A 14877-nucleotide genomic window follows, 5' to 3' on the forward strand; every position below is an offset into this window, starting at 1 on the left:
CGAAAGCTCTAATCGCTGCGGGCCGGAACAGGGTGGCATGAGCGACGACGAGGAGGACGAACCCGCGATCGAGCTCGGCGACGGCGCGGACGTCGAGGGCGTCCCGATCGCGCAGGTCTCGGCGCGACTGATGTGGGGTATCGAGAAAAGCGACGTTCGCCGCCGCGAGGGCGACACCGTGATCCGGACGCCGGACGGGCCGCGCGAACTCGGCGAGATCCTCGACGAGATCGACGCCGTCTATTTCGATCGACGCCAGGCCTTCGAGTCGGCCGTCCGGAACGTGATCGGCCACGGGCCGGTCCCGACCGAGTAGCCGGGCCCCGATCCGCTCTCAGCGATCGGCGATTGCGTGTCCGTCCGGAGAGCGACGCACCTAACCGCGCCGGACACGGCGGTCCGGGTATGCTTCAGTTCGTGACGGGCAACGACGAGAAGGTCCGGGAAGTCGAGGCGCTGCTTGACGCCGACGTCTCGCAGTTCGAGTTCGATTACACGGAGATCCAGAGTCCGCAACTGGAGGCGATCGCCGCCCACGGGGCTCGCGAGGCCTATCGGGAGGTCGGCGAGCCGGTAATCGTCGACGACTCCGGACTGTTCGTCGACGCTCTCGAGGGGTTTCCGGGACCGTACTCCGCTTACGTCGAGAACACGGTCGGTATCGAACGCGTCTGGCGACTGGTCGAACCGGAAGCCGACCACGGAGCCGCGTTCCGGACTGTCGTCGCGTACTGTGACGGCACGGACGAGGATTCGGTACGGACCTTCGAGGGGCGGGTGGCTGGCGAGGTCGTCGCGCCCCGAGGGGACGGCGGGTTCGGGTACGATCCGATCTTCGAACACGACGGTCGGACCTTCGCGGAGATGGATCCCGGGGAGAAAAACGCCGTCTCCCACCGCGGCCGCGCGTTCGAGAAGTTCGCCGAGTGGTACGAGCAGCCGTAGCCGACGATGCCTGTGGCTGGTTTTTTCTCCCGTGACCACCCAGCGTTGAGCATGCGAGTCAGCGTCATCGGCGGGAGCAGCGTCGGCGAACAGCACTACGATCGCGCCCGGGAAGTCGGCAGACTGCTGGGCAAGCGCGGCCACGAGGTCGTCTGTGGCGGCCTGACGGGCGTGATGGAGGCGACTTGCCGCGGCGCGATCGAGGCGGGCGGCCACACGATCGGGATCCTCCCGGGCGAGGACCGGGCCGCGGCCAACGAGTACGTCGAGACGACGGTCGCCACGGGGATGGGAAACGCCCGCAACGCGCTGGTCGTGCTCAACGGCGACGCCGCCGTCGCGATCGACGGTTCGACCGGCACGCTCTCGGAGATCGCGCTCGCGCTGGATCGCGGACTCCCGGTCGCGGGGCTCGACACCCACGGCGTCGACGGCGTCGAAGCCGTCGAGACGCCCGAACAAGCTGTCGAGTACGTCGAACGCGAGATCGGTCGGCAGTAGATTCTTGCCGGTGGCGACCGTGCTGACTGTATGGTCGTGGATCGTGACGAAGCGGTTTCGCTCGAGGAGGAAGACGACGAGGACGACCCCTCACTGCTCGGGCGGCTCAAACGCTACTACCGAAAAGTGTTCTCCCCGGCGCGGTACTGACACAGATTCCGACAGCGCTCACAGCCGATCCTGCAGCCACCGCCAGAGCCGTCGAGAAGAGGGAATCGCCTCGGTCGGCTCTTTGACGACCAGCACGGAGCTGTCGACCTCGGCGGCGACGATATCGGTCGTCTGTCCGAAGAACTCGTGGACGCGGTCGGGGTGTGACGGGGCACCCATCACGAGGAGGTCAGCCTCGTTCGCCTCCGCGATCAGCGCGCCCTCGACGTCCGCCGTGCGGTGGAGCTTCGTCTCGGCCGGCGTCGAGAGGATGCCGGCGAGCTCCGAGAGGTACTCGTTGGCCGACGCGACCGCTTCTTCGGGGGCGTCCTCCGGAATCGCCTGCACGAGGGTGAGCGTCGCCCCGGTCGTCGCGGCGATGGCGTCGGCCAGTTCGATCTCGGCCCGGTCGTACGGCCCGGAGTCGGTGGCGACGACGATATCGTCGATAGTGCCCTCACCGCGATGTTTCAGGACGGCCAGCCGCACCGGGAACGCAGAGCGCAACACTTCGTCGACGTGGCTCTCCCGGAGGTGGTACGTCCGGATGGGGTCGTGCCAGTCGACGAGCACGCACTGAGTCTGATCGTTGATTCCGTTCAACAGCGCGTCCGTCCGATCGCGCGTCCGGACGTGATCGAAGGAGATGTCGTGATCAGCCACGCGCAGGTCGCTTTCGATCGTGGCCATCCAGTCGTCGTCAACGGGATGCGTGGCTGTCGAAAGCGGGATCGGTGCCGGCACTTCCGTACTCGTGAGCACGTCCAGGTCCGCGTCGAAGTGCGTGCTGAACGCTCCCATCACGGTTTCAAGATGCGGGTGGGTCTCCCCTTCGACCGTCTCGACGAGGATGTGTGGCCTGTCTGTCTGCAGTTCGCCGAACTCCGATCGCTTCTCCTCGATCGAACGTTGATACTGTGCGCCCCGGAGGAGGTCTCTGAGGTCGTGGTCGGGCTCGACGGGTTCGCCCCGCCGTGTCTGGACGTAATACCAGACGATACCGATCCCGACGAACGCGACGGCGACGATCTGAGAGTCCCGGCCCATGAACGGGATCAGCGCCAGTGCGGCTCCCGTCCCGGCGAGCGGTAACACCGGGAACAGCGGTACCTTGTACGCCGGATCGTACCACTCGGGCTGGGCGCGTCGAAGCAACACGACGGTGACGTTCAACAGCGCGAACACTAGGATCCCGAACGTCCCGCCGATCTTCGCCAGTCCCTCGACGTCGAACAGGAACACGAGCGCGATCATCACACCGCCGGTCAACCAGATAGAGAACGTCGGCGTACCGAACCGGGGTGAAGGCGCTCGGAGCTTCGGCGTGAGGAGCCCGTCGCGCGACATTGCGAACGGGAACCGCGAGGAGGTCAGCACCGCGGCGTTGGCGGTCGAGACAGTGGCGAGAATGCCAGCGAACGCGATGATCGCACCGCCGATCGCACCGAGGAAGAGGCCGCCGGCGTCCGCGACGGGTGCCGTACTCGCGGCGATGTCTTCGATCGGCATGACCCCAGTCACGATCAACACCACGCCCATGTACAGCAACGTGACGAAGATGACCGCGCCGAACAGTGCCTTCGGGAGCGTCTCGCCCGGATCCTTGACTTCCTCGGCGACCGCGACTGCCTTGATGACGCCGAGATACGAGATGAACACGAGCCCGGTCGTCGCCACGATCCCCTCGAGACCGCTAATGACGAACGGGTCCCACAGCCCGGGATCGGCGTCCAGAGCGCCACCGCCGGCGAAGACCGCGAGGATGCCGACCAGACCGATGACGATGACGTTCTGGAGTTTGCCGCTCTCCTCGGCCCCCACCCAGTTGACCAGAATCAACAGGACGCCGCCGGCGACGGCGACGGCGAGGACAGGCACCTCGAGGAACTCAGTGACGTACCACCCGAGTCCCACGAGCGCGAACGAGCCCTTGAAGATGAGCGAGAGCCAGGTGCCGAAGCCGACGACGGTTCCCACGAGCGGCCCCATCGCACGGCTCGTGAAGTAGTACGACCCGCCGGCCTTGGGCATCGCTGTCGCGAGTTCGACCGCACACATCGTGGCGACGAGCGCGATCAGCCCGGCGAGACCGAACGAGAGGGCCGCTGCCGGCCCCGCTGCTTCCGCGGCCGGACCGGGAAGGATGAAGATCCCGGCTCCGATCATCGTTCCGGTCGTCACGGTGAACACCGAGAACAACCCCAGGTCACGGCTCAGTTCGGAATCGGACCCGCCGACCATGCTACGTCACCTCGGACCGACGCGCTGTCCCGGTCACGAGAGTCCGCAGGCTGTGATCTCGTCCGTGTTTGCTCATGCAACGATCACCAGACGATTCATGTCTCCCTGCTACGGATAGCGCGATATAAGTGCCTGTTCATGCGGACGACCTGTCAAAACAGGTCGCGGGCAGCCACCCGCCGAGACCGTCGGCGAAGAAGTTCGCGTAGTTCCCCGACTGGACGCCGGGCGCGCTCCCGGCGGCGAACCAGCCAAGCGCCGCCAGCATGACGGCGACGATGGCGACCTGCAGTCTGCCGGTCTGTTTCGCGCCCAGCAGGTTCACCAGAATCAGGACCGTCGCCAGTCCGAGCGCGACCGGCTTCAACGGGAGATCGAACACGAGCAGCAGGTACGGGACGCCCCCGACTAGCGCCAGCGCACCTTTAAATGACAGCGAGAACCACGTCCCGACGCCGGCGATCGTCCCGAGTAACGGCCCCATCCCGCGCTCGATGTAGATGTAAGTCCCGCCGGCCTCCGGCATTGCAGTCGCCATCTCCGACTTCGAGAGCGCGGCGGGCACGACGAGCAGGCCCGCGAGCAGGTACGCGACGATCACCGCAGGTCCGGCGATTTTCAGCGCGAGAGCGGGCAGGATGAAGATACCGCTGCCGATCATCGCACCGACACTGATCGCCAGTACCGACGCCAGCCCGAGGTCGCGCTCGAGCTCCTTCATCGGCACGTCACCCCTGTCGGCATGTGGTCCGAACGACCGCCCGGTGCTGTAACGCGGCTTGATGTCGAAATCGCTTCCATACTTTGTATCCTCGGGTGTCACATCCGCTGGCTGCGCTCGCTCACTCTATATTCGACTGTTGGAGACGGATAGGGATAAATACTCGGCGTATTTTGACGACCCGTCAAAATAAGGCGAATAATATCATGCTATGTCTTATAGGTCCCGTCGATCGGTGCCGAGTCCGAGACACGCCCATCCGGGCCGCAGTCTCGGTCGGGGACCGGCCTGGATCGGCACGGCATCCGACGGAACACTCCCGGTGGGAATGCCCGTCTGTGACGGGCGCTGGTCCGTGGCCAGCACCACCCCGATCGCAGTCGTGCGTCGATTCGACTGGCGTCGTTGCCGGCGTTGTGACACCTACCAGCGTGGAGTGACAACTGATCGCTTTCGTCCGATGTCACTCGGTTATCACCCCACTCCTCAGTAGCGTTATCCTTCAGCTGCTCCCCGAAGTCGGTCGAACAGCGGGCCTGGAATCCAGCCGTGGCATTCTCTCCGATATATTTATATTATTCCGACACTAACGTAAAAGTGGACATTACCGATGTACGACTTGACAGGATTCCAGCGAGACTTGCTATATGTCATCGCCGGGAAAGAGGAGCCGCACGGGCTCGCAATCAAAGAAGAACTCGAGGAATACTACGAGAAGGAGATCCACCACGGGCGGCTGTACCCGAATCTCGATACGCTCGTCGACAAGGGTCTCGTCGAGAAGGGACAGCGCGACCGACGGACGAACTATTACAGCCTGACTCGGCGCGGCCGTCGAGAGATCGAGGCGCGACGCGAATGGGAACAGCAGTACGTCGATCTGTAGTCCCGGTCGCCGCAGCGGCGCTCGCTTTCACAGTGACCGTCGTACCGAGTTACCGGTACGACCGCACTACTCCGTGCGGTCGACCCGGAACAGACCTGCAGTAACCACTATCAGACCGCTCCAGAGCCGCCTTCGAGCCGATCGACGACGTCCCGGAGGTCGGCTTCGCTCTCGATCGTCTCCTTGACGCTCTCACGCTTGCGGACTTCCCTGGCCGTCGCGTCGTACGCCCGGACGTATTCGGCCCGGCTGTGCTCTTCGAAGGCGTGGCGGATCGCGAAATAGCCGTCGGGCAGGACCGTCCCGCAGACCTTGCACTCGACGCGAGGGTGGTCGGTCGCCTGGTGGACGATCAGGTCCTCGACCCGGTCGAACGTTCGGCCGTCGCCCTCGATAGCGCACTCCCAGCTGGTCATACGCTACCATAGGTGTCGAGACGACCGTGAATGTTTCCCCGCGAGCGATCAGAAGCGATAATTGTCCCTCGGGAGTAGACCGACAGGTGACCGGAACCGACGGGACGCATGTGGACCTCCACGTCAAGGTACTCGACGACGGCGTCGTCGAGCGGGCCAAAGCCCGCGGGCTCGACGTGGTGGTGTACGCACCGCATTTCACGCGCTGGCCGACGATCGCACGGCGGGCCGCGGCGTTCAGCGACGAGGACCTCCTCGTCGTACCGGGCCGGGAGATATTCACCGGACCGTGGTACGACAGGCGACACGTGCTGGCGCTCGATCTCGACGAACCGATCCCGGATTTCGTCACGCTCGAGGGGGCGATGGCCGAACTGCGTCGCCAGGCTGCCACCGTCCTCGCGCCCCATCCGACGTTTCTGAGCGTCAGTCTCGGCCGCGAACAACTCCGGGAGTACCGGCCCACGATCGACGCGGTCGAGGCGTACAACCCCAAGCACCTGCCCTGGCACAACCGGCGTGCCCAGTCGCTCGCGAGCGACCTCGATCTGCCGGCGTTCGCCTCCTCGTACGCGCATCTGCCGCGGACCGTCGGCGAAGTCTGGACCCGCTTCGAGAGCGAGATCCGGACTGCGGGCGACCTCGTCGACGCCCTCGAAAGCGGCGCTCAGCGACGCCTCTTTCACCGATCGGGGCACAGACATCGCGCCCGCAAACTACTGGAGTTCTCCCATCTGGGCTACGAGAACACCTGGAAGAAGTTCGACCGGATCGCCCTGTCGGGGATGGAGGCGACCCATCCCGGCCACGTCGCCTACGGCGGGCGGTTCGACGACGTCCGCGTCGTCTAGAGGCCGACGACCTGCTGGACCTGCGCCTGCAGTTCGGGTGGCGTCCCGTAGACGAGTCCCGCCGCGACGACGAGTTCGAACGCCGTCACTGTGAGCATCATCGGGGTCGCCCACTTGCTGCTGACGGGCACGCCCACCGGGAGGTTGAACTCCTCGTCCCAGAGCGGGTAAAACAGCGCGATCCCGCGGCGGCTCCCCAGGACGTCGAGCACGTAGTGGGTGAGCACGCCGATCCAGACGTACTGGAGATTGGCGAAGTAGATCGGATAGGCGAGGACGATCCCGAGCACAGGGAGGTTGTGTAGCGTCTTGCGATGCGTTCCGAACGCCGTGTCCACGTCGGGGAACAGCGCCCCGAGCACGACCGGGACGAGCACCTCGGTGATCGTCCGCACAGTCTCGAGGTCGGCGCTCGGCTGGACGATGATCCCGATGCCGACGCTCAACAGGATGGCGTTCAACACGTGGCCGCGCTTGTTCATTACCGGAATCGATGGACGGCGGGGACTCAAGCGTTTCCCTCCGGCGGTCGCCGGCCGTGGCCCGACTTCGCTACCGCTCCCGGCCGATCGCGTCGAGCAGATCGGTCAGCGACTGCCGGACGATCCGCTCGCGGACCGCCTGCCGATCGCCGTCGAAACGGTACTGCTCGACGGCGGTCGCGGAGTCGCCGCTTTCCCAGGGGGCGGCGTCGGCGACGGCGACGAAGGCCGTTCCGACGGGCGTTTCGGCGGTGCCGCCCCCGGGCCCGGCGACGCCGGTGTTGGCGATTCCCCACGTCACGTCGGACAGGTCACGGGCGGCCCGGGCGAGCTCGGCGGTCGCGGCCTCGCTGACGGCACCGTGTCGGTCGAGCGTTTCGCGATTGATACCGGTCACCGTCCGCAACGCGTCGTAGTCGTAGGGAACGAGCACTCGATCGAGGTACTCGCTGGCCCCCGGGACGGCCGTCAGCGCCGCGCCGACGCCGCCGCCGGTACAGGTCTCGGCGACGGCCAGCGTCTCGTCGGCCTCGGCCAGTCGGTCCCGCAGGCGCGCCGCCAGTTCGCGTGTCCCACCGTGAGCGTCCATGCGCGGTTCGACGCACGCCTGAAAGGTGAGGTTACCGGCTCCTCGGCTATCTGCGATGACTTCCCGCGCGCAAGGCCACAACTGCTATACATCTCCCACCTATAGTGGGAACATGGCGAAAGTCGATTCGAAAGGGCGTGTCGTCCTCCCGAAAGAGCTACGGGAGGAGCTCGGCATCACACCTGGGACGGAGGTCGAGATCCGTGAAGAGGATGGTCGAGCCGTCGTCGAACCAGAAGACGCCCCCGACGAAGTGCTTGAACGCATGGAGCGACTCGTCGCAGAGGCGTCCGCAGAGCGCGAGGAGACGGCGGGGATCGACGAAGGGGTCGAACCAGTCGCTCGGAAGCATCGAGACGCTATTCGGCGCGGCGCCGAAAAGTACGGGGGAAGCGACGCTGAGGGCCGCGACAATGGGTGACGCGGGTGGGCCGTACCTGTTCGACGTTGGGGTGATTGCTCTTGCACACACGGCGACATCCGTCCGTGACGCCGCGCTCTCGTATGTCCGAGATGCCATCGCCGGCGAGATCGATGCCGTGGTCCCGTACCCGGCGCTGTTCGGGGCCCACACTGTCCTGACGACCTCCTATGGACACTCCGGCCAGAATGCGTCCCGATTGCTACAGAACTTCATGGACGCACAGCGAATCCGCTGGTACGACGGGCTGGCCCCAGATACGGTTCGGGGCGGTTTCTCACAGGCAAGTGACGCGAACGTCGACGGCTGGGACGGGTACTACGCGCAGGTCGCGATCGAAGAAGGCGTCGAGACGGTGGTGACGATAGACGACGATTTCGAACGGTTCGACGAGTTCGAAACTGAGATCGTTCTCTCGGCCGAGGAATTCGACCGCCTGAACGAGTTCATTAAATCAGATTGATGCTTTTCTTCGCCTGATGACGGCGACATCCTGATACAGGTGGCTATACGTTCGGAACGATATCTGGCACGACGGCGTGCCGGATCATAGCGGTAACAGCGCGGAAACCCACCCGTTCACAGTAGTTGCTGAAGTCGTGTTTCTGATATATCCGGTCGCTTCGTTCACGGCTTCGCTGCCTCGTGCATCGAGTGCACGCCAATTTAAGGGACGGATCCGCTTGGCTGTCGAGACGGACTGCTTCAAATCAGCAACTACTGTTCACGGGCGGCGATACACCTATCCGTTTCTGTCAACGACGTATTCACATGAGCCAGCAGGTCCGACTGAGTGACGACGTATACGAGCGGATCAAGAGCCACAAGCAAGCGGACGAGACGTTTTCCGAGGCCGTCGATCGGCTGATCGGGGGGAAATCGCTCCGGGATCTCCGCGGCGTGTTCGACGACGACCAGGTGGCAACGATGCGGGAGGCGATCGAAGATGCGGACCGTGAGGATCAGCGGGCGGTCCGGGAGGTCGCGGAGCGGTTCGAATGATCGTCGACACGAGTTTCGTCCTTGACGTTATCGACGGCGTTGAGGCAGCTGCCGAGAAAGAGCAGGCACTCGAATCTGACGGCGTCCCGCTGGTGATCCCATCGATGACACTGTTGGAGCTGTACATCGGTGTCGGCAAGGTCGCACAGACGCAAGCGGAGCGTCGAAGAGCCGAAGGTGTACTGGCTTCGTATCCAGTGGCGGATCTGACGCCGAGCGTCGCACGGCGTGCTGGTCGCTTGCTGGGCGAGCAGATGGCTGACGGACCGGACGGCGACGGTCCCGGGATCGGGAAAGGGGACGCGGCAATCGCCGCAACAGCGCTGGAGCGTGACGAGCCGGTACTCGCCGCCGACCGCCACTATGAGCAGATTCCAGGCGTAACAGTCGAAACGTACCGATGATTGCGTCGTTTCCAAGTTGTACCAACGTTGTACCGATTTACCGGTGCGATCGCGCGCGATCGACCCGGAGAGGAGTACAACGGCCAGTATGAAAGAGGACGATGGCTCCGATATTCTCTTAAGTCACCGTCGAGTATACATCAGTAATGATAGAGGCCACGAGCGCGGGAGCGATCCTCTTTCGCGATACGCGTGGCCGTCGTGAATACCTCCTGTTGAAAAGCCGGCCCGGCGACTGGGAATTTCCCAAAGGCGGGGTCGAAGGCCAGGAGGAGTTACAGCAGACGGCCATCCGCGAAGTGAAAGAGGAAGCCGGGATCGAGGAGTTCCGACTCCTCGACGGCTTCCGCGAGGACTACGATTACATCTTCGAAGCGAACGGCAACACGATCCACAAGACCGTCCACCTGTTCGTCGCCAAGTCCTACGAGGCGAGCGCCGAACTGTCGAACGAACACCGCGACCTGCAGTGGCGTGACTACAAGCAGGCGATCAACACCATCACCCAGGACGGACCGCGGGAAATCCTCGAGGACGCACACGACTTCCTCGACGACAAGCGAGAGCGGGGCGACATCTAGCGTCCGGCGATACGGTTTTCCACGAGCGGCGTCTGCAGGCGCACGTGGACGCAGACAGCGAGTTCGTCTTCGAGTTGCAGGTCTGTCAGTGGGCCGAACGGGACTGGCCGCCGGAACGGGCGCGGCCGATCCTGATCGCCCGCCAGCTCGGCACGAAGCGACGGCGCTGGGACACGATCGTCGTCGAGTGCGATCCGGACGCGCTCGAAACACGAGCACGGTTCGGCCGCGAGCGCCTCGATTCCGACCTGCTCGACGTGCTCCGGCACGCCCCTGAGGAGTGGGCGTGGTACCGGGACGCCCTGCCCGATCCGGGCTATCCCTGGCGGTACGTCCGCGAGTCGATCCACCGGGCCGACGACCGCGAGATTCTCGAGACGCGAACGCGGGGCAACCGACTGCAGATCCGCCGACGCTGGGCCTACCCCGACTGGGTCGAACGGATCGTCGCGATCGAGAACAAGCCGGACTTCGACGCCAGTGCCGCCCGCGCACTGACCGACCAGCTCCAGCGCGACGTCGCCGTCGGGCTGGCCGACGAGGTGTGGGTGGCGACGGCCGGCGGCCGCGAGCAGTTCGAGCGCGCGCTGCTTGAGGACGTCCCGGTCGAGGTCGGCATCCTGCTTGTCGAGGGGCGCGACGCCGAGGCGATCTGGCAGCCGCGGTCGCTGTCGCCCGAGCAGCCGGGCACCCGGATCGAACAGCGACCGGACGGGGGCGAACGCGACGCCTCGGCGGCTCGGTTTTCCTACGTCGATCCGGACTGGAAACGCGAGAAGCGACTGGCGATCGCCGAGCGGGCCTACGAACGTGGCTTCCGGTCGTACGTCGGGACGATGCGCCCCGACTGCCGACACTTCGAGCTGGACGACGTTCCGGCCGGGTTCCTGCCTCACTGCGACGCGAAGTCGTGTCACCAGACAGCGAGCGAGTGTCGCGGCGGCTGTCCGGAATACGAGCCGGAACCGCCGACCTGGCGGACCGGCGGCTGGCCGATCGACGGCGGTCCGGGGGCCGGGGTCAGGCGGTTGCTCGAGCGCCAGCGACTGCGAACCCGACCCGGACTCGAAGAGTGACCGCTACGAACCCAAGCGCTTCGAGTCCGGCGAGCCGACGGTATTACCTGTCCGCGCTCCGAGGGGGCGCGTATGGCAAAGACGGTGCTGATAACGGGGTGTTCGTCGGGCATCGGACGCGCGACCGCCGAGGCCTTCCTCGAGGACGAGTGGACGGTCTACGCGACCGCCCGCGACGAGGCGGATCTCTCTGAACTTGCGCAAGCGGGCTGTGAGACGGCCGAGCTGGACGTGACGAACGCCCGCGCGGTCGAACGCGTCGTCGATCGGATCGTCGACGAACAGGGGCGGATCGACTGCCTGGTCAACAACGCCGGGACGGCCCAGTTCGGGCCGCTGGAGGACGTCCCCACGGACGCCCTCGAGGACCAGTTCGACGTGAACGTCTACGGGCCACACCGGCTGATCCGCGAGGTGTTGCCTCACATGCGCGATCGCGAGCGGGGCCGTATCGTCAACGTCTCCAGCGTGACCGGCTTTCTCGCCACGCCGGGCGAGGGGGCCTACAGCGCGTCGAAGTTCGCCCTCGAAGGGCTCAGCGACGCGCTCCGCAACGAGGTCGATCAGTACGGGATCGACGTGGTGGTCGTCCAGCCCGGGCCCGTCGCGACCGAGTTCGAGCGCCGCGTCGAGGCCTCGCGCGACTGCCTGAAGCGGTCAGGTGCCTACGAGACGATCTACGAGATCCAGGACGACCGCGTCGCCATCGAGGCCAGCGACTCCTTCGGGATGGCCCCCGAGGCGGTGGCGACGACGATCAAAGACGCCGCGACGGTGACCGATCCCGACCCGCGCTATCCCGTCGGCCGGCTCGCGAAGGCGGCCACGCTCGCGCGGTACCTCCCGGATCGGGTTCGCGACCGGCTCTGGGCTCTGCTCCGACGGGTGACTTCGCTCCGCTAATGATCCGAAACCGCGACGAACTGGCGACCACGCGGGCCCGGGAGCTCGCGCTGTCCTGTCTCGAGGCGGGCATCGAGGCCGCCCGGCCGGACCGCGTCGTCGCCGAACAGGTCGCCGTCGAGGGCGACGCGCTCTCGATCGCCGGGACTCGCTACGATCTGTCGGCGTACGACGAACTCGTCCTGCTCGGTGGGGGCAAGGCCGCCGACGCCGTCGCCCGGGCGCTGGAGGGCGTTCTCGACGACCGACTCGACCGGGGGCTGGTCGTGACAAGCGATCCCGTCGAGACCGACGCCGTCGAGGTCGTCGAGGGGTCCCATCCCGTGCCGGACGAGCGCGCTCGTGAGGGTACCAGAGCGATCCTGGACCGGGCGCGCGATCACGACGAGCGGACGCTCCTGCTTGTCTCGATAACCGGCGGCGGAAGCGCCTTGCTCCCGCTGCCTGCCGGGGACGTCCGGTTGCGCGATCTGCAGGCGATCACCGAGGCGCTCGTCGAGAGCGGCGCGGCGATCGAGGAGATCAACGCCGTCCGCAAGCACCTCTCGCTGATCAAGGGCGGCGGGCTGGCGCGGGCGGCCGCGCCGGCGACTGTCGTCGGACTGGTCTTCTCCGATGTCGTCGGCAACGACTTCGCCACGATCGCTTCGGGCCCGACCGCTCCCGACGAGACCACATATGGAGACGCGCTGTCCGTCCTCGATCGGTACGACGTGGACGCGCCGGAACCAGTCGTCGAGCACCTCAGGGCGGGCGTCGCCGGCGACTACGACGAGACGCCGTCGGACGGGTTGTCACACGTCGACAATCACGTGCTGGCCAGCGCGTGGACGGCGCTCTCGGCCGCCGAAGACGCCGTCGCCGACACCGAGTACGAACCGGTCGTCCTCTCCTCGCGGATCCGCGGGGAGGCCACCGAGGCGGCGCTGAGCCAGGTCGCGATCGCCGAGGAGTGTCGCGCGACCGGCCGTCCGATCGAACCACCGGCGGTGTTGCTCTCGGGGGGCGAGACGACGGTGACGGTCCTCGGCAACGGCGAGGGCGGGCCGAATCTGGAGTTCGCACTGCGGGCGGGGATCGAGCTCCCGGAGGGCGTCGTCTGTGCCAGCGTCGACACCGACGGCTCGGACGGGGCGACCGACGCCGCGGGCGCGCTCGTCGACAGCGCGACCGTCGAGGACCCGGCGGCCGCCCGGCGCGCGCTCGTCGAAAACGACGCGCTGTCGGTCCTCGACGACGCCGGCGCGCTGATCGAAACCGGGCCGACGGGGACGAACGTCAACGACCTGCGCGTGCTGGTCGTCGAGTGAGTGCACGAGAATCGTCAGAAAAAAGACCGCCGCGCCCGCCTACGCGTTCGTGAGCAGTGCCCTCCACGACGCGGCCTCGCCGACAGCGTTACCGGCTGTCGTCGGTAACCTGGTGCCGATTGCCGGCGTCCTCGCGCTGGACTGGTCCCCCGCGGCGGTGTTGCTCGTCTACCAGGCAGAACTGGCCGCGATCTTTCTCTGGACGATTCTGAAGGTCCCGTTCGCGTACAAGCGGCCGAACAACATGATCGAGCGACCCAACAGCATCATCGGCGACGACTCCGCCGTGTTCCGTCCGATCCAGCAAAAGCGGGGGTCGATCTCGATCCCGGGGCCGCTCCCGCCGCTGTACCCGCGGAACGTCCCGACGTTGATCGTCGCGCTCGTGTTGACACCGTTCGCGCTCGCTATCGCGTTTGTCGCCTTTTCGCTGACCCGGCCGGAGATTACCGAGGCAGCCGCCGGGGCGTTCATCGTCGGTGGCATCGTCGTGTTCGTCGCACGCGGGATCGAGACCTGGCGCGAGTATTTCCGTGGAGCGGGGTACCGCGAGCACTCCCCGCGATCGGTGCTTTTGACGCCGTTCAAGTATTTCCTGATCGTCGGAATCGTCTTCCTGGCGTTTTTCGTGCTGGAGTCGGTGATCGAGGTGAATGCGATCATCGGGGCCGAACGGGCGGTCCTGCTGCTCGCGGTGGGGAAACTCGGGTACGATATCCGGTCCTGGCGCGTCCAGCGCGACGACGAACGCCGGAGCCTCTTCGAGCGACTGTACGGGAGCGCGGCGACCGAGATCGAACCGACGCCGGTCGAGATACCCGGCGGTGAACCGGTCAGGCGTGTCTCGATGAACAGGGGGATGGCGCTGATCGACGCTCTCGTCCACGGACTGCTGTTCTGGTTTCGCGTCCCGGCGATCTTCGCCTGGCTCGTCGTCGGGTACGGCATCCTCACGTCGAACGCCACGATCGCACTCGTCGGGCTCGGAATCGGCGTGGCCGTGAGCGTCCCCCGAATCGTCGCACGGTACGTCCGATACGGGACCGTCGAGTACCGCTGTTACGACGACGCGATCGTCGTCTACGACACGTTACTCGAGGAGCCACAGGCCCGGATGGACGACCACGCTGTCACCGACGCGACCGCGTCGACCGGCTGGCTCGACCGGCTCTTCGGGACGAAGACGCTCTCCTTCGAGGTGATGGATCACGGAGACGGTCCCGATGGGAGGCTGTTCGTCCCCGAGGACGTCGACACCGAAGACGACGCCGACGAGAGCGAGCCACTGGTGCTCCCGCACGTCGAGGACCCTCGCCGAGTCACCGACGCGCTCGGTCTCTCCTGGCATCTCGACGGGGAAGCGTGACGAACTGCAGATGGGAAACCGCAGGCACCGCC

The 14877-nt window shown here is 65.9% G+C and carries 18 protein-coding genes and 1 pseudogene; 14 read left to right on the forward strand and 5 right to left on the reverse strand.

The annotated features are described in order from the left end of the window. The first annotated feature begins 37 nt into the window (after nt 1-37). The 3 genes from HSR122_RS03695 (at nt 38) to HSR122_RS03705 (ending at nt 1446) form a co-directional block, all read left to right on the forward strand. Nucleotides 38-316, forward strand: coding sequence for a DUF5789 family protein (locus HSR122_RS03695; protein ID WP_229111340.1), 279 nt, complete (start codon nt 38-40; stop codon nt 314-316). A gap of 89 nt (nt 317-405) precedes the next feature. Next, entirely contained in the window at nt 406-945 is a 540-nt protein-coding gene (locus HSR122_RS03700) for an XTP/dITP diphosphatase (RefSeq protein WP_229111341.1), read from the forward strand. Nucleotides 946-996: 51 nt separating this feature from the next. Then, nucleotides 997-1446 (forward strand): TIGR00725 family protein, encoded by a 450-nt coding sequence (locus HSR122_RS03705; protein WP_229111342.1) that lies wholly within the window; start codon nt 997-999, stop codon nt 1444-1446. Between the two features lie 168 nt (nt 1447-1614). Here the strand turns inward: HSR122_RS03705 and HSR122_RS03710 are convergent, their stop codons facing one another. Together HSR122_RS03710 and HSR122_RS03715 are read right to left on the reverse strand one after the other, a co-directional pair. After that, nucleotides 1615-3837, reverse strand: a complete 2223-nt coding sequence (locus HSR122_RS03710) for an amino acid transporter (RefSeq protein WP_229111343.1) — start codon at nt 3835-3837, stop codon at nt 1615-1617. 160 nt (nt 3838-3997) lie between these two features. Continuing rightward, a pseudogene (locus tag HSR122_RS03715) lies at nt 3998-4558 on the reverse strand (APC family permease); the annotation flags it as partial. Nucleotides 4559-5168: 610 nt separating this feature from the next. Here HSR122_RS03715 and HSR122_RS03720 point away from each other — a divergent pair. Next, nucleotides 5169-5444: a PadR family transcriptional regulator gene (locus HSR122_RS03720; protein WP_229111344.1), complete on the forward strand. Its 276-nt coding sequence runs from the start codon at nt 5169-5171 to the stop codon at nt 5442-5444. 110 nt (nt 5445-5554) lie between these two features. Here HSR122_RS03720 and HSR122_RS03725 read toward each other — a convergent pair whose 3' ends face one another. Further along, the gene (locus HSR122_RS03725; protein ID WP_229111345.1) at nt 5555-5860 is read right to left on the reverse strand and encodes a DUF7565 family protein; all 306 of its coding nucleotides are present in this window, start codon (nt 5858-5860) and stop codon (nt 5555-5557) included. Between the two features lie 86 nt (nt 5861-5946). Here HSR122_RS03725 and HSR122_RS03730 point away from each other — a divergent pair, with 86 nt between their 5' ends. Further along, on the forward strand, nt 5947-6711 hold the full coding sequence (locus tag HSR122_RS03730; protein ID WP_229111346.1) for a PHP domain-containing protein: 765 nt from the start codon (nt 5947-5949) through the stop codon (nt 6709-6711). Here the strand turns inward: HSR122_RS03730 and HSR122_RS03735 are convergent. Both HSR122_RS03735 and HSR122_RS03740 read right to left on the reverse strand, forming a co-directional pair. Continuing rightward, nucleotides 6708-7193, reverse strand: a complete 486-nt coding sequence (locus HSR122_RS03735) for a metal-dependent hydrolase (RefSeq protein ID WP_229111347.1) — start codon at nt 7191-7193, stop codon at nt 6708-6710. The genes HSR122_RS03730 and HSR122_RS03735 overlap by 4 nt on opposite strands. Before the next feature lie 70 nt (nt 7194-7263). Then, a complete protein-coding gene (locus HSR122_RS03740; RefSeq protein WP_229111348.1) occupies nt 7264-7782 on the reverse strand; it encodes a CinA family protein in 519 nt (172 codons plus the stop codon). Between the two features lie 112 nt (nt 7783-7894). On the opposite strand from HSR122_RS03740, the gene HSR122_RS03745 reads away from it, so the two are divergent. The 9 genes from HSR122_RS03745 to HSR122_RS03785 all read left to right on the forward strand — a co-directional run bounded on the left by HSR122_RS03745 (nt 7895) and on the right by HSR122_RS03785 (nt 14845). Further along, nucleotides 7895-8203 carry an AbrB/MazE/SpoVT family DNA-binding domain-containing protein gene (locus HSR122_RS03745; RefSeq protein WP_229111349.1) on the forward strand — a complete coding sequence of 103 codons (309 nt, stop codon included), beginning with the start codon at nt 7895-7897 and terminating at the stop codon, nt 8201-8203. Continuing rightward, a complete protein-coding gene (locus tag HSR122_RS03750; protein ID WP_229111350.1) occupies nt 8196-8666 on the forward strand; it encodes a type II toxin-antitoxin system VapC family toxin in 471 nt (156 codons plus the stop codon). Before HSR122_RS03745 ends, HSR122_RS03750 begins: the two co-directional genes overlap by 8 nt. Nucleotides 8667-8974: 308 nt before the next feature. After that, entirely contained in the window at nt 8975-9205 is a 231-nt protein-coding gene (locus HSR122_RS03755) for an antitoxin VapB family protein (protein ID WP_229111351.1), read from the forward strand. Then, the gene (locus tag HSR122_RS03760) at nt 9202-9609 is read left to right on the forward strand and encodes a PIN domain-containing protein (protein WP_229111352.1); all 408 of its coding nucleotides are present in this window, start codon (nt 9202-9204) and stop codon (nt 9607-9609) included. The genes HSR122_RS03755 and HSR122_RS03760 overlap by 4 nt, the downstream gene beginning before the upstream one ends. Nucleotides 9610-9755: 146 nt before the next feature. Next, entirely contained in the window at nt 9756-10190 is a 435-nt protein-coding gene (locus HSR122_RS03765; protein WP_229111353.1) for a bis(5'-nucleosyl)-tetraphosphatase, read from the forward strand. Between the two features lie 44 nt (nt 10191-10234). Then, a complete protein-coding gene (locus HSR122_RS03770; protein ID WP_229111354.1) occupies nt 10235-11266 on the forward strand; it encodes a DUF5787 family protein in 1032 nt (343 codons plus the stop codon). 72 nt (nt 11267-11338) lie between these two features. Next, nucleotides 11339-12169 (forward strand): SDR family oxidoreductase, encoded by an 831-nt coding sequence (locus HSR122_RS03775; protein ID WP_229111355.1) that lies wholly within the window; start codon nt 11339-11341, stop codon nt 12167-12169. Further along, entirely contained in the window at nt 12169-13479 is a 1311-nt protein-coding gene (locus HSR122_RS03780; RefSeq protein WP_229111356.1) for a glycerate kinase type-2 family protein, read from the forward strand. Before HSR122_RS03775 ends, HSR122_RS03780 begins: the two co-directional genes overlap by 1 nt. A gap of 49 nt (nt 13480-13528) precedes the next feature. Further along, on the forward strand, nt 13529-14845 hold the full coding sequence (locus HSR122_RS03785) for a DUF6498-containing protein (protein WP_229111357.1): 1317 nt from the start codon (nt 13529-13531) through the stop codon (nt 14843-14845). Nucleotides 14846-14877: the final 32 nt, after the last annotated feature.

The organism is Halapricum desulfuricans (assembly GCF_017094525.1).
Classification (GTDB): Archaea; Halobacteriota; Halobacteria; order Halobacteriales; family Haloarculaceae; genus Halapricum; species Halapricum desulfuricans.

Bases quoted from the DNA above. Each gene is read 5' to 3' on its own strand.
- HSR122_RS03695 (WP_229111340.1), top strand. From the start codon at position 38: ATGAGCGACGACGAGGAGGACGAACCCGCGATCGAGCTCGGCGACGGC.
- HSR122_RS03700 (WP_229111341.1), top strand. From the start codon at position 406: ATGCTTCAGTTCGTGACGGGCAACGACGAGAAGGTCCGGGAAGTCGAG.
- HSR122_RS03705 (WP_229111342.1), top strand. From the start codon at position 997: ATGCGAGTCAGCGTCATCGGCGGGAGCAGCGTCGGCGAACAGCACTAC.
- HSR122_RS03710 (WP_229111343.1), bottom strand. From the start codon at position 3,837: ATGGTCGGCGGGTCCGATTCCGAACTGAGCCGTGACCTGGGGTTGTTC.
- HSR122_RS03720 (WP_229111344.1), top strand. From the start codon at position 5,169: ATGTACGACTTGACAGGATTCCAGCGAGACTTGCTATATGTCATCGCC.
- HSR122_RS03725 (WP_229111345.1), bottom strand. From the start codon at position 5,860: ATGACCAGCTGGGAGTGCGCTATCGAGGGCGACGGCCGAACGTTCGAC.
- HSR122_RS03735 (WP_229111347.1), bottom strand. From the start codon at position 7,193: ATGAACAAGCGCGGCCACGTGTTGAACGCCATCCTGTTGAGCGTCGGC.
- HSR122_RS03740 (WP_229111348.1), bottom strand. From the start codon at position 7,782: ATGGACGCTCACGGTGGGACACGCGAACTGGCGGCGCGCCTGCGGGAC.
- HSR122_RS03745 (WP_229111349.1), top strand. From the start codon at position 7,895: ATGGCGAAAGTCGATTCGAAAGGGCGTGTCGTCCTCCCGAAAGAGCTA.
- HSR122_RS03750 (WP_229111350.1), top strand. From the start codon at position 8,196: ATGGGTGACGCGGGTGGGCCGTACCTGTTCGACGTTGGGGTGATTGCT.
- HSR122_RS03755 (WP_229111351.1), top strand. From the start codon at position 8,975: ATGAGCCAGCAGGTCCGACTGAGTGACGACGTATACGAGCGGATCAAG.
- HSR122_RS03760 (WP_229111352.1), top strand. From the start codon at position 9,202: ATGATCGTCGACACGAGTTTCGTCCTTGACGTTATCGACGGCGTTGAG.
- HSR122_RS03765 (WP_229111353.1), top strand. From the start codon at position 9,756: ATGATAGAGGCCACGAGCGCGGGAGCGATCCTCTTTCGCGATACGCGT.
- HSR122_RS03775 (WP_229111355.1), top strand. From the start codon at position 11,339: ATGGCAAAGACGGTGCTGATAACGGGGTGTTCGTCGGGCATCGGACGC.
- HSR122_RS03780 (WP_229111356.1), top strand. From the start codon at position 12,169: ATGATCCGAAACCGCGACGAACTGGCGACCACGCGGGCCCGGGAGCTC.